We start from the raw sequence: 20,219 nt of genomic DNA, 5'->3' as shown, positions 1-20,219 counted from the left end.
TAGGCTTTAGGCTTTAGGCAAAATTAATCTTTTAATAACTATAAAAAATATGGACACCAATTTCTCAGACGATTTCCTTGTACAAGGAAAATTTTCAATAAAAAAAACTTCAACAGAATATAAAGGAAAACTGACCAAAGAAGAGGGAGTACAATTATTAATTGAGGAAAAAGAAAAACTCCGTGAGCTTCAGGAAAAATTATATGCAGACGGAAGCAAATCTCTTTTAGTTGTTCTTCAGGCAATGGATGCAGCCGGAAAAGACAGCTTAATTGAACATGTTTTCGGAGGAGTGAATCCGCAAGGCTGTAATGTAACAAGCTTTAAAACGCCAAGTTCAAAAGAATATTCACATGATTTTTTGTGGAGACATTATTTGGCGCTTCCTCAAAAAGGGATGATCGGGATCTTCAACCGTTCGCATTACGAAAGTGTTTTGGTGTGTAAAGTTCATCCGGAATATAATTTAAGTGAAAAAACATGGGATTCTGTGAAAGATTTTGATGATAAATTCTGGGAAAACAGATATGAAAGCATCAGAAACTTTGAAAAACATCTTGCCCAAAACGGAACAACAATCGTTAAAATATTTTTAAACGTTTCCAAAGAAGAGCAGAAGAAAAGACTTTTAGATAGAATAAAAGAAACCGAAAAAAACTGGAAATTCTCAACTGCCGACCTTCCGGAAAGAGCTTTATTCGATCAATACATGGAAAATTATGAAACTGCTATTAATGAAACAAACAAAAAAGATGCTCCATGGTATGTACTTCCCGCAGATGATAAATGGTTTGCCAGAGTAGCAGCCATCCAGATTATTATTGATACTTTAGAAAAAATGGATTTGAAATTCCCTGAACTTTCCGAAAAAGATAGAGAAGGACTACAGGAAGCACAAAAAGCATTGGAAAATGAATAATTTCTGAGGAAGATAGGAGCTGGAAAATCGAAGTTAAAATCATTGCATTAAAAACTTTCACCCTCCAGCTTTTAACTTTTTTTAAAATCACGAGAAAATCTATAAGCCGGATTTTGTACTTCCAAAGAAGTGCCTGTTATTTATCTACGTCGTACATTACTGCAAAACTTGAGCTGATTACCCCTCGGCTTTCAGAGCGAGCCGCTCCTATTTTCATTGCTGAAAAGAACCGATATACTTACCATTGCACCGCAAAGAGTTTACCTGGTTTCACTACAGCCGAACTGTACATACTTTCTGTTGCACTTGTCCTACCCTCGCGGGTGACGGATGTTATCCGCTTTGCTGCTCTATGGTGTCCGGACTTTCCTACCCTTGCCGAAACAAGAATCAACAAGCCGACTTTCTCGTGACTGCAAAGATAGGGAATTTTAGTATAGATAATTTGTGAATTGTTTGTAGTAATTAAAAACAATACCGAACGATAACTATTGTCGCAAATTTATTAAAATCTGAAGTACAAAAAGATTTATAAATAAAATTATGAGCCAAAAACTAAATCTTGCAAGTAGGAGTCAATACCTTTTTCATCATTAAAGATCACTAAATTATTATCCAGAATATTATTATAAGTTAAACGAGCAAGCTTATCAATCTGATTACTAAATGATTGTAAATTTATTAATTCCTTATGCTTATTCTCTAGCTTATCTCCATGAATATATTTTGATCTTATTGCATAACAAGATTTTATTATCTTATATATTTCAATTTTTTTAATGTTTTGATCGTATCTATTCAAAAAAAATGAAATTCTTTCACTTACTTGATGAGAAATCTCCACACTTGTCGTTGAAAAAAGACATTCAAAAAATGATATATAGTTAGTTATTTTTAAAGGTAATGTACTTTGTTTACGAGCTTCATTTAGAAACATATTTGATCTAGCGAAACGACTTAAATCATTGTGATTATTTAATTTTTGACCAACATATACATCTATACCTTCAATATTTTCCTTTGGGTAATCTTTCTTAACAATATCTTTGCTTAAAAAATTGGATCTCTGGGTGAACAGTGAATCAATGGAAATAAAATCATTTTCATTAAAATGAATATCTTCAATATTACCAGAAGATGTATATAGATTAAAATTCAATTTACCTCTAAAATAAACAAAAGGTTCTGCTACAGGAAAATAATAAAATTGATTTATGTAAATATTATTATCTTTTATTCTCCATAATGTATTTAATATATCAATTAAAAAATTTTGAATGTAATTATGATTTTCATTGGCTTCAATATTAGCAATTAATAATGTTCTTTTTTTTAACACGTTATAATCAAGTGCTCCAAAAATTGAGGTGAAAAGCTCTTCAGATATTTTAAAATTATCGTTAAGATATGAAAGGTTATTTGTAATAGTTAATTCGTTAAAGCTAAAGGTAGTTTGTGCAGGAAATGACACTCCAATGATCTCAGCAATACAAATCTGTGTAAAATTATTACTTTCCATTGTTTTTTATCAAATATATAAAAATGATTTCGATAAAATTTATTAATGAAAAAAATTAATCAAAACCCAAAAATTGACAATTCATCATTAACTATTGACGATTCACAATCAACAAATTATTATTATCTTCGTGCAATTATTATACATTCATTTTGATCTCGAGAGAAAAAGAATTTGCGCAATTGATAAAAGATAATCAGGGCTTGATTATCAAGGTTTCGCGTCTTTATACAAACTCTCTGGAAGATGAGGAAGACCTTTTTCAGGAGATTGTTTTACAGCTCTGGAGAAGTTATGATTCTTTTAAAGGAAATTCTAAAATTTCTACCTGGATGTATCGTGTAGCCCTGAATACAGCTATTACCCTTTTCAGAAAAAAAAGCAAGAGCCTGCCTACTAACGAATTAGACATCAATCACAGAGATTTTATCGAAGATGATGACGAAAAACACCAACAGGTATCACTTTTGTATACGGTAATAAAGACGCTTCCCAATGTGGAAAGAGCTATTGTTACCATGTATCTGGATGATTTGCCTTACAAGGATATTGCAGAAAACCTCGGGATCACCGAAGTAAATGCGCGCGTGAAAATGAACAGATTAAAGAAAACCCTTAAAGAACAGATGGAAAAATATGCCTGAATTTGATTTAGACAGCTTTAAGAAAACATGGCAAGAGCAGCCTGTTCAGCAGAAATACGATAATAACGAGATCCTCAAGATGTTGAACAGAAAATCACGCAATTATGTGAAGTATATTTTCTGGATCAGTGTTGTAGAATTTTTGTTTTTTACAGTATTGGGATTATTTTACATTATTCAGGATAAAGAGTCAAACAGTTTTCTTAACATTCTGGAAAGACTTGGTGCAAAAAAAACTACCGAGCTAGAAGGTTTTCTCGACAGCATATATGTAGTATTGAAGGTTTTAAGTCTTTCTATAACTGCCTATTTTGTCTTCAAATTCTATCAAAACTATAAGAAAATAAAAGTTGAGGAAAACTTAAAGAAATTTATACTTAAAATTATTCAGTTTAAGAAAACGGTTAATGCCTTTATTTTAATTAATATCCTTTTATTAATAGCATTTACCTCTGTTTTCACTGTTTTTGTATTTTATATTTTAAATACTCAACATATTGAAGTTAATAATTCTAGCCTTATCGTCTTCATAATTGGAACCATTGTAAGTACGGCATTGGCAGTGCTTTTGATCTGGCTTTATTACAAAATTGTGTATGGAATCATCATGAGAAAATTAGACAGAAACTTAACCCAACTTAGAGACATCGATTCTCAGGAAAATTAACATTTCACAGCCCTTTATCTTAAGATTTATTTGCTAATTTTATATAAGCAAATCACTTACTATGCCTTTATCTTATGTTCATGGAGCTTCGGATATTCCATTGTTGGGACAGACAATCGGAGCCAATTTAAAAAATACTGTTGAAAAATTCCCAAACCAAGAAGCATTAATTTCTGTTCACCAAAATTATCGTGCAACCTATCAAGAATTTTATGATCAAACGACAGCCGTTGCTAAAGCGCTGATACATTTAGGTGCAAAATCCGGTGACAGAATCGGGATTTGGGCTTCCAACCGATATGAATGGACTTTACTACAATTTGCCACAGCGAGAATCGGGACAATTTTGGTGAATATCAATCCGGCTTACAGAACCCATGAGTTTACGTATGTGATTAATCAATCTGAAATTCGTTTTATCTTTTCTTCATTAAGCTTCAAAACAAGCAATTATAAAGAAATGGTAGAATATGCAAAAGAGGTCTGCCCCACGCTTGAAAATGAAATTTTCTTCGATGATAATTGGAATGAATTCATAAAAAACGGAGAGCTTATTTCTGATGAAACTGTAAATGATTTTGAAGAAAAAGTACAGTTTGATGATCCTGTCAACATTCAATATACTTCGGGAACTACAGGTTTTCCAAAAGGTGTTACGCTTTCTCATCATAACATTTTAAACAATGGATATTTTATCGGAATCAGATTAAAATATTCTGAAAGAGACCGCGTCTGCATTCCCGTTCCGTTTTATCATTGTTTCGGAATGGTGATCGGAAACATGTGTTGTGTTGCTCACGGTGCCTGTATGGTGATTCCGAATGATAGTTTTGATCCTGATATTACGTTAAAAACTGTGTCTGATGAAAAATGTACTTCTCTGTATGGAGTTCCGACCATGTTCATTGCAGAATTAGCTGCTAAAGATTTTGATCAATATGATTTTTCAAGCTTAAGAACCGGCGTGATGGCAGGCTCAGTTTGTCCACCCGAGATTATGAAAAAGGTGGAAAACCTTATGAATATTAAAGAAATGAGTATCTGTTATGGAATGACGGAAACTTCACCTGTTTCTACTCAAACGTTAATTGGAACTTCACTGGAAAAACAAGTCAGTACCGTTGGAACTGTACAAGATCATCTTGAAATAAAAATCATCGATGAAAATGGAAAAGTTTTACAACGTGGCGAACATGGTGAATTGTGCACCAGAGGATATTCCGTGATGTTAAAATATTGGAACGATCCTGAAAACACAAGAAAAGTTTTGGATGATTCCCGCTGGATGCACACGGGTGACATGGCCGTGATGGATGATGAAGGTTATATTACAATTTCAGGAAGAATTAAAGATCTGATTATAAGAGGCGGTGAAAATATTTCGCCCAAAGAAATTGAAGACTTCTTATACACCTATCCCAATATTCTGGATGTTCAGATCATTGGTATTCCGAGTGAAAAATTCGGGGAAGAAGTGATGGCCTGGGTAAAAGTAAGAACAGGTTTTGATGTTACCGAACAAGAGCTTCTCGATTACTGCAAAGGAAGAATTGCTCATTATAAAGTTCCGAAATACTGGAAGTTTGTAGATGAATTCCCAATGACTATCTCAGGAAAAATACGGAAAGTAGAAATGCGTGAAATTTCCGTGAAAGAGCTTGGTTTGGAAAAAACGAAAAACTAACACAAACTTCACTACTCTATTTCAAAATAAAAAAGAGACTTTTCAAATTGAAATGTCTCTTTTTATATTATAGATAGTTTGAACTTAAAAAAAAATAGTGAAAAAAATTAATTTTTACTTTTTATTATGTTAAATTTAATAATTTTACGTACCACATTTTCCAATTTTATTATTTAAAAGTAATTAGTTTTCAATTAATTAATATGCCTCAGTACAATTGCAGTATTTTACTTTTTAATAAATGGTTTTAACTTTAATGCCACGATGTGGAAAATTAGAGTTATTTGTTTTTTTAACTAAAAAAGATATTAATTACACTAACGTTAAAGAGATATTAAATAATACAAACATTAAAATTGATTACAATGAGAAAAAAATTCATTCTTTTATGTCTTTTGGCAACTGCGTCAATGGCATATTCCCAAGTAGGGATTAATACCCAAAATCCTCAGGGTATGCTACATGTTGACGGAGGAGAAGACAATCCTTCAACAGGAATTCCTAACACCGCACAACAAGCTAATGATTTTACAGTAACCTCAGCAGGAAGAGTCGGAATCGGGAGCATCGCTCCTACATCAAACCTTCATATCGTAAATAATGGATCGGCTACAAATATTGGCGGCGGCGAGGCAACAAATACCGGACTTTTGATAGAAAATCCTATTGTTAACAATTCCATACTATCAATTTTAAGGACAACCGGGACTACAGGAATCAAACAAGCTGTGATGGGAATAAATCCAAATTTCAATGGAAATAATGGAGCTTTTATTATTTCCCGTACTCCGGGTGGATCTGATTTTGCAATGGATCTGACTACCGGCAACATAGGAATCGCAACAAATATTCCTACAAATACTTTAGATGTAGCTGGCAGCACAAGAGTAAGAACTTTAGATGTGGCAACAGGCCCAACCATTGTTACTCCCGTGTATGCTGATACAAATGGAGTTTTAAACAAGGCGGTCAGCAGCGTATACGGAACCGTAATTAACAACACTGTTAATATAGCATCAGGAGCTACAAGTACTCTTATTACAGGAATTATTGATAATGCTGTATATAAAGCAGTAGTTTATGTTGGTAATAATTGTGGCCGTGGAGGTATTGCAGACTATTATGTAAGTAATGTCACCCTCAATAATTCTTTCGCTATTAAAGGGACAGATGGTTTATTGAATTCCGACACCGCAGACAAAGCTCCTACTTTTACTGAAGTAAATAGGACTACCACATCAGTTGCCTGGACAGGCGTACCAAATTGTGCCGGGGGTGGAAATAATACACAATTTAATTACACATTAACAATGCCTTCAGCAGGAACAATCAATCTCACTAATAACGGGAACGTGAGTTTAGATTACAGAATAGTCCTTACAAGAATTTTTTAAAGCTAGAAATATTTAACAATCTAAAACTTTACATTTAAACAAAAAATGCTCAGACTATTCTGAGCATTTTTATATTTTATTGAATTGAATTATTACAATTCTTTTCTTAATCTGGCAACAGGAATATTCAACTGTTCTCTGTATTTTGCAATGGTTCGCCTTGCAATATTATAGCCTTGTTCTTTTAAAATAACTACTAAGGCATCATCGGTAAGAGGCTTTCTTTTATTCTCTTTACTGATCACTTCCTGAAGATGATTTTTAATTTCTTTAGTAGAAACTTCTTCTCCATCATCATTTGTTAAACTATCCGAGAACAGATCTTTAAGATACAGAATACCGTTCGAAGTATCGGCATATTTACTTTTCACCACCCTTGAAATGGTAGAAATATCAAAACCAGTGATATCGGCAATATCCTTTAAAATCATTGGTCTCAAAGACTTTTCGTCTCCGGTAATGAAATAATCTTTCTGGAATTTAACGATAGCCGTAATCGTCTGTAATAAAGTATTCTGACGCTGATTAATTGCATCAATATACCATTTTGCAGCATCCAGTTTTTGTTTGATGAATAAAGCTGCCTGTTTGTGTTCAGAAGAGTTTTTATCGTGAGAATACGTTGTTAAAATATCTTTATATTCTTCCGAAACTCTTAAAGTTGGTGCATTTTTACTGTTCAACATTGGAATAACCATTCCATCTTTTACCTGAATGACAAAATCCGGAATAATTTCCTGATTGATCGTAATCGTCTGAGTATCAAAATTTCCTCCTACCTTTGGAGATAACTTGGAAATCTCTTCCAATGCATCCTTTAAATCCTCTTCATCAATATCATATTTCTGAATAATCTTGTTATAATGCTTATTGGTTAAAGCATCAAACTGATGTCTCAAAATATTGGCAGCCAAAGAAACCGCTTTATCAGAGCTTACTTTTTTCTCGATCTGTAGTAATAAACATTCCTGCAAACCTCTTGCTCCAACACCGGGCGGATCTAATTTCTGAACATAATTCTCAAGAACATCATCCACTTTCTCTTTGGTTGTATAAATTCCCTGAGAAAAGGCAAGATCATCCACAATTGCTTTGATCTCTCTTCTTAAATATCCGTCCGTATCTAGATTTCCGATAATATATTCGGCAATTTTTACATCTTCTTCATTAATATTGGCAAGGTGAATCTGCTCCAATAAATAATCATATAAAGACTGCCCTTCCGTTAAAAGGCTTTCGTTATCGAATTCTTCATCATCTGCAGAATAGTTGCTGGAAGCAGTTTTATAGGTAGGCTCGTCATCGTACAGATAATCATTAACATCAAAATCAGTTTCAATGCTTTCTGTACCTTCATTTTCATAAGCATCCTCCAAAGAAGCATAATCATCTTCCTTAGACTCTTCTTTCGCGATTTCCAAAGCAGGGTTCTCCTCTAGCTCTCTCTCCAATTCCTCTTCAAACTCCAATGTATGAAGCTGGATAAGCTTCATCAACTGAATTTGCTGAGGCGCTAACTTCTGTCCTAATTTGAGTTGTAAGTGTTGTCTAAGCATATTAATCTTTGTGTTTTAACATAACATATTCTACGAATTTAGATAAATTTATTCGACAAAAAAAGCATTTAGCACGATTTTTGCAGTACATATGGTACCTAATAAGCTATTAAAAAATAAAAAAAGCCTTAAATTTTACTTTAAGGCTTTTTTATTTATCTAAAATTCAGCATTTTTCGGTGTTCTCGGGAAAGGAATCACATCTCTGATGTTGGTCATTCCTGTTACGAAAAGAACCAGTCTTTCCAATCCTAATCCAAACCCTGCATGTGGAACAGAACCGAATTTTCTGGTATCCAAATACCACCAAAGTTCATGCTCATCTACATGCATTTCTGCCATTTTTTGTTTTAATACATCTAATCTCGCTTCTCTTTCTGAACCTCCGATGATTTCTCCGATTCCCGGGAAAAGAACATCCATTGCAGCAACGGTTTTGTTATCATCATTCAATTTCATGTAGAATGCTTTGATCTCTTTTGGATAATCAAACAAAACTACAGGACATTCGAAGTGTTTTTCAACCAAGAACCTTTCGTGCTCAGACTGAAGATCGGTTCCCCAGTTTTCAACCGGATACTGGAATTTCCCTTTTTTATTTTCTTTTGAGTTCATTAAGATCTCAATAGCTTCTGTATAACTTACACGTTTGAAACGCTTAGCAATAACATTTTGAAGTTTTTCGATCAAACCTTCTTTTGCTCTGTCTTTTTCAGCTTTCCCTTTTTGCTCTTCAGCAAAACGTTTGTCTAAGAAATCCAGATCATCTTTACAGTTATCTAAAACATATTGAATAACATATTTTAAGAAATCTTCTGCCAGGTCGATGTTATCTTCAAGGTTGTTGAATGCAACTTCCGGCTCAACCATCCAGAATTCTGCAAGGTGACGCGTTGTGTTTGAGTTCTCCGCACGGAAAGTAGGCCCGAAAGTATAAATTCTTCCCAATCCCATTGCTGCAGTTTCACCTTCAAGCTGTCCGGAAACCGTTAAGTTTGTCTTTTTACCAAAGAAATCCTGAGCAAAATCAATATCTCCCTGCTCGTCTCTTGGAATATTGTTCAGATCAAAGTTGGTTACCCCAAACATTTCTCCGGCCCCTTCGGCATCAGCTCCTGTAATTACAGGCGTGTTGATGTAAAAAAATTGGTTTTTGTTAAAGAAAGAATGCACCGCAAAACTCACTGCGTGACGTACTCTGAAAACAGCCCCAAATAAATTCGTTCTGAATCTTAAATGCGCCTGATCTCTTAACGTTTCCAAAGAGTGTTTTTTAGGCTGAAGAATAGTTTTGTCTCTTTCTTCTGTGAAGTTATCTCCTAAAATGATAATCTTTTTAGCTACAATTTCCACCGCTTGCCCTGCTCCCTGGCTTTCTACAACTTCACCAACAATTTTTAAAGAAGATGCTGTACTGATCTTACTGATAATTTCTTCATCAAAATTTTCAAAATCAACAACTATCTGCAAATTATTAATTGTAGAACCATCATTAAGCGCAATAAAGCGATTTGCACGGAAAGTTCTTACCCAACCGTAAACTGTAATGTCATGATGTAATACCTTTTTGTAATCCTGTAGGATTTCTTTAATTGTTTGCTTTTTCATTTGTTGACTATAAATTTTTATATAAAAATTAACGTCGGCAAAGTTACAAAAAAACAGCGCAACTTGAATATTACGCTGTCTTTTATAAAAAATCATTTATCAATTATTTAACTAAAAACTATGCTTTGAATATTATTTAATTAAAGAATATCGTCTTTTTCCTCTGTTTCCCGTTCCTGATTTTCCACGCATGATAAGAACTAGGAACATCATATTGCCATTTTGGAAGTATTAAAACAATTAAAATAACATCAATATGAGAAACAAGTCCCAGTACAATTGTGAGATAAAACGCCCAGCCCGCTTCCTGAAATCCTATTAAATACGTAAAAGCAATTAATAAACTCAGCCCCCACATTTTCGATAAAAATGCATGAGTACAGGTTTCTTTTCCGAATTTCCAAATGCTTATGATGTAGCAAAGTGCTTCCATTATGAAAATTAAAAGAATGCTTAACCATTCAGTTTTGATTAATTCAGGATTGAGAAAGTACGAAGCGAAACCTAATGACAACCAGAAAACCAAATCAGTCTGACTGTCTAATCTTCTTAACTTTTCGGATGAAACGCCAACTTTTCTTGCGATAATTCCATCGAAAATATCTGTTAATAATCCAAAGTACATTAATATTAGAATTAAAAACTTTGAATCTTCTCCTTTGAAATAGGCCAAAGAAATAATAATCGGTGCTAGAATGAATCTGATAGCGATTAATATATAAGGTAATGTTTTCATAATTATTTTTGTTTTTAAAATCCTATTCTAAGTTTTCCGTAGACATCATCTTTGCGGGTCAGTCTAAAAGTAATTCCTGCTGTGAATCCCTGTATTTTCACATCACTATTATTATAAGATGTAGAATATCCAATTCCAATATCACAAGTATTAAGCAATGAAATCCCGACTAAAGAATATGCGTAAGAAAAAGAGGAGCCTGCCTTAACAAATAAAATTGTTCCTACATTATAGCTTAAATGCAGGTCAGGAATTCCGTGTATTTTGCCGTCATAATTCACTATTCCATATCCTGTTCCTAAGAAAAGTTTGTTTTGGCTATCACTTTCGTTAATCAGCATAAACTCTATACCTCCACGTAACAAATGTCTGTTGGCAAAAGAATAATCTACATAATAAATCGGCTGGATCTTTTGTTGAGCTGTCATTTTTAACGATATAAAAATGAATAGTGCCGCGAAAATTATTTTACGTTTCATTTGTTAAATATTTATTCAAATTTGAAAAGAATATTTACTTCCTTAAATGTGATAAACCATTAACATTTTACTTACATTTGTGAAAATCACAAAAACAATGCATCAGGAACGTTTGCTTAAAGAAATACGTAAGAAAATTGGAGATAAATCTTTGAATGACGAGATCGCCAACATTCTTAATATAAGCTACGATGCAGCGCACAGAAGAACTTCATTGAAGGCAAAATTCAGTTTTGAAGAGGCTTTGGAACTGGCAAAACATTATCAGATTTCGCTTAATCAATTTATAACTTCGGATCATCAAATCGTAGTACAAAAAACTTCGGGAGTAAGTGAAACGGAGGATTTACAATCTTTTTTTCAAAATAATCTCAGTGTTTTTGAAAGTCTTCCACTTTCTGATGGGATAACGATTTATTATTCGGCTAAGGATATTCCATTTTTTTACACGCTTTCTGATACCCTGCTTTCCCGTTTTAAAATTTACGTGTGGATGAATTTATTGAATGCAAAACAGGTTTTCATTCCTTTTCTACAGTTTTCACCGCCTTATTTTGAAACGAATACCAAAGAGTTAAAAAAGAAATATGAGGAACAAAATGTTGTAGAATTATGGAATGATATGACAATTTCCAGTATTTTACAACAGATTTCTTTCTATTACGATACCGGACTTTTACAAAAAAATGAAGCCCAAATTATTTTAAAAGAACTGAAAGAATTAATACAATATATCGAACAAAAAACAGAAAATAATCCTAAATTTCACTTATATGAAAATGAATTGATGCATCTTTCGAACGACATTTTTTTTCATCATCCAAAACAGTCACTTTTTGCATTGCCGACCAATATGTTTGGATATATTTTGATTAATGATGCTAAAACCTGTAGTGAAACACTGAATTATTTTGAACATCAGATTAAAAATTCAAAATCGATGAGCACATCCGGAAACCGCGACAGAAAAATATTTTTCAATAAAATGTATCAACAGATTGAAAATTTAAACCTTAAATTATAATGAATACCCTCCGTAACGGACAATTTTTCGGACAAACAAATAAGACCCTCGACTTTGGTGGGTTGATTATTACGGATACGGAATACACTCATCCTTACGTTGACTGGCATTATCATGAAAATGCTTATTTCACCTTTCTTTTGCAGGGAAATGTGATCGAAGGAAACAAAAAAGAAATCTATGAATGCTCAGCAGGAACTTTGCTTTATCACCATTGGGAAGATCCGCATTACAACATAAAACCAGACGGCTTTACAAGAGGCTTTCATATTGAAATCCCAAGAGAATGGTTTGAAAATATCAACATTTCAAGAGATAATATTGAAGGAAGTTTTAATATTAAAAATCCTGAGTTAAAATTGTTGATGTACAAAATATTTAAAGAAAGTAAGATCAGTGACAATGCTTCGGAAACCTCAACTCATGAGCTTTTATTAAGTATTTTCAGTGGATTATCTCCTCAAAAAAACATTTCCGAAAAGAAACCAATTTGGGTAAAGCAAATCAATGAATTGCTTCACGAAACTTGTACCGACAAACTGAATTTGACAGAAATTGCCCAAAATTTAAACATTCATCCGAGTCATCTGAGTAGAGATTTTCACAAATATTTTCATTGCAATCTTGGAGATTATGTCCGAAAATTAAAGATCAATAAATCTTTATCAATTCTTACTACCAATGAAAGATCTTTGACTGAAATTGCTCTAGAATGTGGTTTTTCAGATCAAAGTCACTTTATCCGCTGTTTTAAAGAAAATATGGGAATAACACCTTTGAAATATCGAAAGATTTTGGAATAGTTTTTCGCCCACAGGTCTCATAGATTTTCACAGATGATTGCGCATAGTCTTGACGTTAATAATTATACATAAACAACTGTGAAAATCTGTGAGAAAATCATAAACGTTAATTTTATTCTATTTTTTCTAAACAAAGCTTTATATTTTTGTTTAGATTTAAAATTGAAATGAAACCAATCTCTATATTTATTCTGTCACTGATATTTAATTTATCTTTTGGACAAGCTCAAAACACTATTACTCCTGAAAAAATTGAAAATCCTGTTCAGAAAGGTCATTTGAATACAGTTCTTTTTTTAGACAAAGTAATCGCCTTAGAAAATCTTAAGGAAAGTGACCTTTTAAAAAGCATGACCTTTCAGGAAGATAAAGATCTGGATATCAGAGTTTTTATGGATAATTCTTTGGTTAATTATTTACATGAACTTGATCCTGCTCTAACCGCTGATGAATTGCTCAAAAAGGGAAATTATCAGTTCTCTTTTTATGTTGATGGAAAATTAATTTATGTAGAAAATTTAAATACAGGCGCCGGAACAGCAGAAAACAAAAAGATAAAAACAAACTTTAGAATTCCTTTAACGAGCTCCAGCAATGAAGATTCTTGGGGCAAATATCTATGGTCCCGCTTTTATCTGGTTCATGGTGGAATTGATGCCCTGACAACAGGAAATCATATTTTAAAAATAGAAATCCGGCCTTATTTAAAATCAACATCGGTAAAAACAGGCCGCCTTATAGCAAAAGGAGAAATTAATCTAACTGTTCCTAAAAAAGATATCAGTGAAAAACAAATCGCTCTTCAGCCTATCAAGACTAACAGCGGATGGGAAGTTTCCGCAGAAAAATTTAACCCAGAAAAAATAAGAGATCTAAATCAGAAAATTGCAGAAAACAGATTCAGAGATATTACCAGCATTGTTGTTATTAAAAATGGAAAACTGCTTATTGAAGAATATTTTAATAATTCAGGAAGAGACAGTTTACAGGATACCCGTTCGGTTGGAAAATCTTTTGCTTCAGCTTTAACGGGAATCGCTATAAAAGACGGTTATCTTAAAAATGAAGATCAAAAACTTAGTGAATTTTATGACTTAAAAGCATTCAAAAACTATTCTCCTGAAAAAAATAATGTCACTATAAAAAGTTTACTGACAATGAGTTCAGCCTTTGAAGGCAACGATGAAGATGAAGATTCTCCCGGAAATGAAGAAAACATGTACCCTACCGATAATTGGGTGAAATTTACGCTTGATGTTCCAATGACGGATAATAAAATTGGTAAGAAATGGAGCTATTTCACAGCAGGAGTTGTTGTTACAGGTGATATTTTAGATCAAAATGTTCCAAGCGGGCTGGAAAATTATGCCAAAGAAAAACTTTTTAATCCATTAGAAATCAAAAATTACAAATGGCAATACACTCCACAGCATAAAATATCACTAGCAGGAGGGCTGAAAATGAATAGTTTAGACTTTGCCAAATTCGGACAATTGTATAAAAATAACGGAGTTTGGAATGGGAAAAAAGTAATCGATAAAGCGTGGATCAAAAAATCATTCACCAATTATTTCCCTGAAAATAAAGACTTTGAAGGTTACGGATACTTATTTTGGAGAAAAGTATATAAGGTTGATGGCAAAAGTTTTGAGGCCTATCAATGCAGTGGAAATGGTGGTAATAAAATCATTATGTTCACAGAAATTCCTTTAGTGATCGTCGTTACAGCAAAAGCCTATAATAAAGCATATGCTCATCCACAATCTGAAAAAATAGTTGAGGAATATCTATTACCCGCAGTTTATGAGCAATAAATAATTGGTAATGAGAATATATTGTGAATAAGTGAATGGTCAAAAGTTAATTGAACCTTTGAAAAAAAAAAAGAAATTATTCGTCTTTTTTAGAAGGAACTAAAAAGACATCGATAAGACCTTCGGGAAGTTGCATTTTGATGATTCTTTCTTCTCTATCTACTTCCAGAATCCAGTCTTTGATCATAGGGACCACAACCTCTTTTCCGTCTAAGTTTGTAACGAAGTAAACCTGAGCGGTCTGATCATTTACAGATCTGATAACCCCACAGTCGTTATCATTTTCATCAAGAATATTATATCCGATGATTTCGTGATAATAAAACTGCTTCCCTGAGAGTTTCGGCAATGTAGTAAGGGGTAAATAAACATTTTTACCTAAAGATTGGTCTACCAAAGCCTCAGAAGAATTTTTAAAGGCAAGATTAAGAGCATCTAATTTACTCCAAGATGATTTTGCAATAAAAAAAGGAACCAATAATCCGTTGATTTCAACGAATATTGATTCCAGTTTATTGTAAAGCTCGGGCTGGTCTGTGTCCAATTTAAGGATCACATTACCCGCAAGGCCGTGTCTGCGTGTGATTTTTCCTAGTAAATAGCAATCTTCTTTACGCATACAGGGATTTTTAAGCTTCAGTGTTTTCTTCAGTAGTTTCAGCAGCAGGAGCTTCTCCTTCTCTAGTAGCTTCAGCAACAACTTCTTCAGCAGGTGCGTTAGCAGCTTCTTCAGCAGCTTTAGCATCAGCAATAACTTGTGCAGCAGCAGCAACTCTAGCTTCGTTTACTTTAACTTCAGCTTCTAAAGCAGCTTTCTTAGCGTCAACTTGAGCTTTAGATAAACCTTCTACTTTACCTTGTACTTTTTGTTCTTTAGCATCTACCCAAGCAGCAAATCTTTTTTCAGCTTCAGCCTCGTCAAAAGATCCTTTAGCAACACCACCTTGTAAGTGTTTTTTGTAAAGTGCTCCTTTGTAAGAAAGAATAGCTCTTGCAGTATCAGTTGGCTGAGCACCGTTGTTTAACCACTTTACAGCAGCATCAACGTTCAAATCGATAGTCGCAGGGTTAGTAATTGGGTTGTAAGTACCTAGTTTCTCGATGAATCTACCATCTCTTCTAGCTCTAGCATCTGCAACCACGATGTGGAAAAAAGGTCTCCCTTTTGATCCGTGTCTTTGTAATCTGATTTTTACTGACATAATGTTTGAATTTTATGGGAACTCGTCCCAGTTAAATATTTAAGAGTGCAAAGATAAATAAAATTTTCAATTCTACGATTAATAAATGTAACAATTTATCAATGTAGTAATGCAACAACTCTTTAAGAGGCTTTCATTGTTAGATTAATCAACTTTTCCCATGTAGAAAAGCCCAAGACATTTCTGATTCTCTTCGATCGTCAGAGATTCTTTCAATAGATCTACGATTTTAGGGGAACTCCAATAACAGCCGATCTTATTTGCCGTGCAAGTAAGATACATATTTTGAACCGCCATTGAAACAGCAGCGATCTCTTCCCATTCAGGAACCATTCCGCTGAAATTCACAATGATTGAAGCAACAGCATCAGCTTTATTAATTTTAAAGCCAATATCATTATATTTTTTCTCTAAAAATAATTGCTCAGGCTGAGAAGCTTTATAAATAGCCTGCATTTCGGAAGCTAATTTTGCTTTTTCTTCCCCTTTGAAAACTTTAAATCGCCAAGGTTTTGTACGTTTGTGATTGGGAGCAAATGTCGCTGAATTCAGGATTTCTTCGATAATTTCCTGAGACATTTCGGTTTCAGTGTAATCTTTTGGAAAGATGCTTTTTCTTTGCTCTATGATTTCTTTTAAAACTTCTGCTTTATTCATAGATGCAAAATTACGAAAAAGTTGATCGTTGACGGTTGCGAGTTGCTGGTTTTGTGTTCCGAGTTAATAAAAATTGATTGACAGCACGGAAAAATAACTCATAATTTATAACTAATGACTCTTATAATACTTCCAAAATTTCCTGATGAATTTTATTGAGGGTAAAATCGTCTCCTGGCTTCATGCCCATCATTTTTTTAGCCATCGGGCTTTCCGAGGAAATAGCGTAAAAGCGATCTCCCTCAAAAAAGAACTCTCCCAAGGACACTGATATATAAAAGCGAGCTTTATTGGTAATTACAATCGAACCCAACTGCACTCTTTCTGTGGCATTATTCAGAACTTTTGACATATTTCGCTGAAGATCATTTAGAGCTCCCAATTGTCTTTGCATCTGGTAAATTTCCTCCTGCATTTCCTCCCTCATACTGTCATATTTCGGAGTTTTTTTAATATCACGGGTTGCATCCAACGTAAACTCGATAAAATTTTTAAGCTTTTCGATTTTTTCGGCAATAATGGTCTTTACAAAGTTTCTTATGGCATTTTTCTCAAATACGGTCTTCTCCATACATCTAATCTTTACATAAAGATAATATTTTTTTGAATAATATTTTATTTTTGAATTTCTAAAAACTTCAAATAGACAAAATATTTACATATAACTTTTAATAAAGAGCCCCCATTGAAAAAGCCCTGTAGAATCTACAAGGCTAATTTTTATTTTTCTGCCAACGCTTTCAAATTATTCAAACCCTCTTCGTAGGATTTCCCCATCTGGTAATCCATCATTGGTCTCATTATTTTCATCATAGGATCTTGCTCGGTGTCCATCGTCCAGAGTACTTTTGTAGCATTTCCTTCAGGAGATAAAACGATCTCGGAGGTTGCCTGCCCTTCAAAAGGTTTTATAAAGGTCATTTCTGTTTTTTGCTTTTCATTTAAGACCAGCTCTTTAATTTCCTGACAACCCGCTCCTGCATCATCATTTTTGCTGTCCCAGCAGTATTTGTCTCCCACTTCTCCAGAATTTCCGGTATACGTTACTTTCATGCTTTTATCTAATTTCATCCAAGGATTCCATTCATTAAAAGCCTTCATAGAGCTTATCTGCTGCCACACTTTTTCTTTCGGAGCATTTATGACCATGGATTTTTCATAATGATAATTCTTACCAAAAGCCAGCATCGCAATTATGGCATATCCGATGATTAAAAGAACAATTACGCCAATAATTTTTAAGATTGTTTTCATAGTTTAAAATATTTAGGGTTAAATTTTTAACATCATTAAGTTATAACTCTGTTGTCAAAATTAATCATTCCGCCTTTATCTCAACTTTTCATATGACAAGATTAATTAAAGATAAAGCATTTTTGTCATACCTTTTCATTGAGGCATTATTTTTGAGAATTCCACCATCAAATCAATACGAATTATTACATTTACACTTATTAAAAAATAGAAAAATGAATATTTTAACAGAAAAATTTAACACACCATATCATTCAGCTCCATTCAATTCTATTAAAAATGAAGATTATCTTCCCGCTTTTAAAGAATTAATTCAAACATCAGAAGAAGAAATCAACGCGATTGTGAATAACTCAGAAGAACCAACTTTTGAAAATGTGATTGAAGTATTGGCGTATTCCGGAGAGCAATTGGATGCCGTTTCCAATATATTTTTTAATTTAAATTCTGCAGAAACAAGTGATGAACTTCAACAGATCGCACAGGATGTTTCGCCAATTTTAACAGAATATTCATCAAAAGTTTCTCAAAACGAAGCTCTTTTCAGTAAAATTAAAAAAGTTTACGACGAAAAAGAGAAATACAATCTTAATGAAGAACAGCAAATGCTTTTAAATGAAACATATAAAGGTTTTGTGAGAAGCGGTGCTTTATTAAATGAAGAAGACAAAGAAAAATTGAAGAAAATCAGCATGGATTTGTCTTTAAAGTCCCTTCAATTCGGACAAAATGTGTTGGCTTCAACCAATAATTATTTCAAGCATATTATTAACAAAAATGATTTAGCGGGAATTCCTGAAGCGATCATTGAACAATACGCTGAAGAAGCTAAAGAAAGAGAACTTGAAGGTTGGGTGATTACGTTACAATATCCAAGTTATCTTCCGTTGATGACCTATGCTGAAAACCGTGAGTTGAGAAAAGAAATCGCATTGGCAAACGGCAAAAAATCTTTTGACGGCGGTGAATTTGACAATCAAAATTTAATAAAAGAACTTCTTCAGTTAAAACAGCAAAAAGCAGAATTATTAGGCTATTCAACGTATGCAGATTATGTTTTGGAAGAAAGAATGGCAAAATCTCCGACAAAAGTATTAGACTTTTTAAATGAATTATTGACGAAAGCTAAACCTTACGCGGAAAAAGAAATTGAAGAGTTAAAATCATTAGCAAAAGCCGATGGAATTGACGAAATACAAGGCTACGATCACGCTTATTATGCCGAAAAACTTCGTAAAGCAAAATATGATTTAAACGATGAGGAATTAAAACCTTATTTCCCTTTAGATCAGGTTCAGGAAGCTGTTTTTGGATTGGCAAAACGACTCTTCGGATTAACTTTTGAGGAGAGAAATGACATCCCTAAATACCATGAAGACGTAAAAGTTTACGAAGTAAAAGAAATTCAGGCTGGCAACCAACAACCAGCAACCAATAACAAAGCTTTGCTTTACGTAGACTATTTCCCAAGAAAAGGCAAAAGAGCCGGAGCTTGGATGACGAGCTATAAAAATCAGTACAAAAAAGACGGTGAAAATTCCCGTCCGCATATTTCTATTGTTTGTAATTTCAGCAAACCGACAAAAGATACACCAAGTTTGTTGACGTTCCAGGAAGTGACGACTTTATTCCATGAATTTGGTCATGCTCTTCACGGAATGTTGGCTAATACGCAATATCCTACTCTTTCCGGAACTTCTGTAAAATGGGATTTTGTAGAATTACCGTCTCAATTCCTAGAGAATTTCTGTTACGAACCTGAGTTCTTAAAAACTTTCGCCAAGCATTATAAAACAGGTGAAATTCTTCCAGACGAAAAAATCGAGAAAATTGCTCTTTCTAAAAACTTTATGGAAGGCTATCAGACAATGAGACAACTAGGTTTCGGAATTTTGGATATGAACTTTCATACGAAAGTTGGAGAGTTGGAGGGTAAAAGCGTGAAAGAGTTTGAGGATGGTTACACAAAAGCTACCCAGCTTTATCCGGCGAATCCGGAAACAGCGATGAGCCCAAGTTTTTCACATATTTTCCAAGGGGGATATTCTGCGGGATATTATTCTTACAAATGGGCAGAAGTTTTGGATGCAGATGCGTTCCAATATTTTAAAGAAAACGGAATTTTCAATCCCGAAATTGCCGCAAAATATAAAGTTCTCCTTTCTTCCGGCGGAACAAAAGATCCAATGGAATTGTATAAGAATTTCAGAGGAAGTGAGCCGAAAGTGGAAAGTTTGTTGAAGAGGGCGTTTGGGTAGA

General features: G+C 33.6%; 19 protein-coding genes and 1 other RNA gene. 9 read left to right on the top strand and 11 right to left on the bottom strand.

Annotated features, from left to right (window positions below; all coding sequences use genetic code 11):
* Positions 1–49: 49 nt before the first annotated feature.
* Positions 50–919 carry a polyphosphate kinase 2 family protein gene (locus tag BT156_RS05370; RefSeq protein ID WP_072407936.1) on the top strand — a complete coding sequence of 290 codons (870 nt, stop codon included), beginning with the start codon at positions 50–52 and terminating at the stop codon, positions 917–919.
* A gap of 86 nt (positions 920–1,005) precedes the next feature.
* Here the strand turns inward: BT156_RS05370 and rnpB are convergent.
* Positions 1,006–1,329: RNase P RNA component class A (gene rnpB / locus BT156_RS05365), an RNA gene on the bottom strand.
* 131 nt (positions 1,330–1,460) lie between these two features.
* Positions 1,461–2,438, bottom strand: a complete 978-nt coding sequence (locus BT156_RS05360) for a HEPN domain-containing protein (protein ID WP_072407934.1) — start codon at positions 2,436–2,438, stop codon at positions 1,461–1,463.
* Between the two features lie 152 nt (positions 2,439–2,590).
* Here BT156_RS05360 and BT156_RS05355 point away from each other — a divergent pair, with 152 nt between their 5' ends.
* The 4 genes from BT156_RS05355 to BT156_RS05340 all read left to right on the top strand — a co-directional run bounded on the left by BT156_RS05355 (position 2,591) and on the right by BT156_RS05340 (position 6,827).
* Positions 2,591–3,082 (top strand): RNA polymerase sigma factor, encoded by a 492-nt coding sequence (locus BT156_RS05355; RefSeq protein ID WP_066759721.1) that lies wholly within the window; start codon positions 2,591–2,593, stop codon positions 3,080–3,082.
* Positions 3,075–3,749, top strand: coding sequence for a beta-carotene 15,15'-monooxygenase (locus BT156_RS05350; RefSeq protein WP_072407932.1), 675 nt, complete (start codon positions 3,075–3,077; stop codon positions 3,747–3,749). The genes BT156_RS05355 and BT156_RS05350 overlap by 8 nt, the downstream gene beginning before the upstream one ends.
* Positions 3,750–3,810: 61 nt before the next feature.
* Positions 3,811–5,433 (top strand): AMP-binding protein, encoded by a 1,623-nt coding sequence (locus BT156_RS05345; RefSeq protein ID WP_072407930.1) that lies wholly within the window; start codon positions 3,811–3,813, stop codon positions 5,431–5,433.
* 365 nt (positions 5,434–5,798) lie between these two features.
* Positions 5,799–6,827, top strand: coding sequence for an autotransporter outer membrane beta-barrel domain-containing protein (locus BT156_RS05340; RefSeq protein WP_072407928.1), 1,029 nt, complete (start codon positions 5,799–5,801; stop codon positions 6,825–6,827).
* Between the two features lie 92 nt (positions 6,828–6,919).
* Here BT156_RS05340 and rpoN read toward each other — a convergent pair whose 3' ends face one another.
* The 4 genes from rpoN to BT156_RS05320 all read right to left on the bottom strand — a co-directional run bounded on the left by rpoN (position 6,920) and on the right by BT156_RS05320 (position 11,206).
* Entirely contained in the window at positions 6,920–8,383 is a 1,464-nt protein-coding gene (gene rpoN, locus BT156_RS05335) for an RNA polymerase factor sigma-54 (RefSeq protein WP_072407926.1), read from the bottom strand.
* Positions 8,384–8,542: 159 nt separating this feature from the next.
* Positions 8,543–9,991, bottom strand: a complete 1,449-nt coding sequence (gene asnS, locus BT156_RS05330) for an asparagine--tRNA ligase (RefSeq protein ID WP_072408394.1) — start codon at positions 9,989–9,991, stop codon at positions 8,543–8,545.
* Between the two features lie 136 nt (positions 9,992–10,127).
* A complete protein-coding gene (locus BT156_RS05325) occupies positions 10,128–10,727 on the bottom strand; it encodes a CDP-alcohol phosphatidyltransferase family protein (protein ID WP_072407924.1) in 600 nt (199 codons plus the stop codon).
* Between the two features lie 14 nt (positions 10,728–10,741).
* Positions 10,742–11,206: a hypothetical protein gene (locus tag BT156_RS05320; protein WP_170857271.1), complete on the bottom strand. Its 465-nt coding sequence runs from the start codon at positions 11,204–11,206 to the stop codon at positions 10,742–10,744.
* A gap of 79 nt (positions 11,207–11,285) precedes the next feature.
* On the opposite strand from BT156_RS05320, the gene BT156_RS05315 reads away from it, so the two are divergent.
* From BT156_RS05315 to BT156_RS05305, 3 genes are all read left to right on the top strand, one after another.
* On the top strand, positions 11,286–12,230 hold the full coding sequence (locus BT156_RS05315) for an XRE family transcriptional regulator (RefSeq protein WP_228429991.1): 945 nt from the start codon (positions 11,286–11,288) through the stop codon (positions 12,228–12,230).
* The gene (locus BT156_RS05310) at positions 12,230–13,033 is read left to right on the top strand and encodes an AraC family transcriptional regulator (protein ID WP_072407919.1); all 804 of its coding nucleotides are present in this window, start codon (positions 12,230–12,232) and stop codon (positions 13,031–13,033) included. Before BT156_RS05315 ends, BT156_RS05310 begins: the two co-directional genes overlap by 1 nt.
* 167 nt (positions 13,034–13,200) lie before the next feature.
* Positions 13,201–14,847, top strand: coding sequence for a serine hydrolase domain-containing protein (locus tag BT156_RS05305; RefSeq protein WP_072407917.1), 1,647 nt, complete (start codon positions 13,201–13,203; stop codon positions 14,845–14,847).
* A 76-nt stretch (positions 14,848–14,923) separates the two neighbouring features.
* Here the strand turns inward: BT156_RS05305 and rimM are convergent, their stop codons facing one another.
* The 5 genes from rimM to BT156_RS05280 all read right to left on the bottom strand — a co-directional run bounded on the left by rimM (position 14,924) and on the right by BT156_RS05280 (position 17,960).
* Entirely contained in the window at positions 14,924–15,466 is a 543-nt protein-coding gene (gene rimM, locus BT156_RS05300) for a ribosome maturation factor RimM (RefSeq protein ID WP_072407915.1), read from the bottom strand.
* A 10-nt stretch (positions 15,467–15,476) separates the two neighbouring features.
* On the bottom strand, positions 15,477–16,049 hold the full coding sequence (locus BT156_RS05295; protein ID WP_072407913.1) for a 30S ribosomal protein S16: 573 nt from the start codon (positions 16,047–16,049) through the stop codon (positions 15,477–15,479).
* Between the two features lie 144 nt (positions 16,050–16,193).
* Positions 16,194–16,706, bottom strand: a complete 513-nt coding sequence (locus BT156_RS05290; RefSeq protein ID WP_072407911.1) for a nitroreductase family protein — start codon at positions 16,704–16,706, stop codon at positions 16,194–16,196.
* A 121-nt stretch (positions 16,707–16,827) separates the two neighbouring features.
* Positions 16,828–17,277, bottom strand: a complete 450-nt coding sequence (locus BT156_RS05285; protein ID WP_072407909.1) for a hypothetical protein — start codon at positions 17,275–17,277, stop codon at positions 16,828–16,830.
* A gap of 149 nt (positions 17,278–17,426) precedes the next feature.
* A complete protein-coding gene (locus tag BT156_RS05280) occupies positions 17,427–17,960 on the bottom strand; it encodes an SRPBCC family protein (RefSeq protein WP_072407907.1) in 534 nt (177 codons plus the stop codon).
* A gap of 215 nt (positions 17,961–18,175) precedes the next feature.
* Here BT156_RS05280 and BT156_RS05275 point away from each other — a divergent pair, with 215 nt between their 5' ends.
* The gene (locus tag BT156_RS05275; RefSeq protein WP_072408392.1) at positions 18,176–20,218 is read left to right on the top strand and encodes a M3 family metallopeptidase; all 2,043 of its coding nucleotides are present in this window, start codon (positions 18,176–18,178) and stop codon (positions 20,216–20,218) included.
* Position 20,219 lies beyond the last annotated feature (1 nt).

The sequence above is a fragment of the Chryseobacterium limigenitum genome, assembly GCF_900114875.1.
In the GTDB taxonomy this organism is placed as follows: Bacteria; Bacteroidota; Bacteroidia; order Flavobacteriales; family Weeksellaceae; genus Chryseobacterium; species Chryseobacterium limigenitum.
The sequence above is the reverse complement of the archived record's forward strand: the minus strand, read 5'-3'. Positions and strand labels throughout refer to the sequence as shown.

What these genes read in the sequence shown, in the direction of transcription:
- BT156_RS05360 (WP_072407934.1), bottom strand. Translation starts at nt 2,438, where the DNA reads ATGGAAAGTAATAATTTTACACAGATTTGTATTGCTGAGATCATTGGA.
- asnS (WP_072408394.1), bottom strand. Translation starts at nt 9,991, where the DNA reads ATGAAAAAGCAAACAATTAAAGAAATCCTACAGGATTACAAAAAGGTA.
- BT156_RS05350 (WP_072407932.1), top strand. Translation starts at nt 3,075, where the DNA reads ATGCCTGAATTTGATTTAGACAGCTTTAAGAAAACATGGCAAGAGCAG.
- BT156_RS05285 (WP_072407909.1), bottom strand. Translation starts at nt 17,277, where the DNA reads ATGGAGAAGACCGTATTTGAGAAAAATGCCATAAGAAACTTTGTAAAG.
- BT156_RS05325 (WP_072407924.1), bottom strand. Translation starts at nt 10,727, where the DNA reads ATGAAAACATTACCTTATATATTAATCGCTATCAGATTCATTCTAGCA.
- BT156_RS05310 (WP_072407919.1), top strand. Translation starts at nt 12,230, where the DNA reads ATGAATACCCTCCGTAACGGACAATTTTTCGGACAAACAAATAAGACC.
- BT156_RS05340 (WP_072407928.1), top strand. Translation starts at nt 5,799, where the DNA reads ATGAGAAAAAAATTCATTCTTTTATGTCTTTTGGCAACTGCGTCAATG.
- BT156_RS05320 (WP_170857271.1), bottom strand. Translation starts at nt 11,206, where the DNA reads ATGAAACGTAAAATAATTTTCGCGGCACTATTCATTTTTATATCGTTA.
- BT156_RS05295 (WP_072407913.1), bottom strand. Translation starts at nt 16,049, where the DNA reads ATGTCAGTAAAAATCAGATTACAAAGACACGGATCAAAAGGGAGACCT.
- BT156_RS05280 (WP_072407907.1), bottom strand. Translation starts at nt 17,960, where the DNA reads ATGAAAACAATCTTAAAAATTATTGGCGTAATTGTTCTTTTAATCATC.
- BT156_RS05345 (WP_072407930.1), top strand. Translation starts at nt 3,811, where the DNA reads ATGCCTTTATCTTATGTTCATGGAGCTTCGGATATTCCATTGTTGGGA.
- BT156_RS05305 (WP_072407917.1), top strand. Translation starts at nt 13,201, where the DNA reads ATGAAACCAATCTCTATATTTATTCTGTCACTGATATTTAATTTATCT.
- BT156_RS05275 (WP_072408392.1), top strand. Translation starts at nt 18,176, where the DNA reads ATGAATATTTTAACAGAAAAATTTAACACACCATATCATTCAGCTCCA.
- rimM (WP_072407915.1), bottom strand. Translation starts at nt 15,466, where the DNA reads ATGCGTAAAGAAGATTGCTATTTACTAGGAAAAATCACACGCAGACAC.
- BT156_RS05290 (WP_072407911.1), bottom strand. Translation starts at nt 16,706, where the DNA reads ATGAATAAAGCAGAAGTTTTAAAAGAAATCATAGAGCAAAGAAAAAGC.
- rpoN (WP_072407926.1), bottom strand. Translation starts at nt 8,383, where the DNA reads ATGCTTAGACAACACTTACAACTCAAATTAGGACAGAAGTTAGCGCCT.
- BT156_RS05370 (WP_072407936.1), top strand. Translation starts at nt 50, where the DNA reads ATGGACACCAATTTCTCAGACGATTTCCTTGTACAAGGAAAATTTTCA.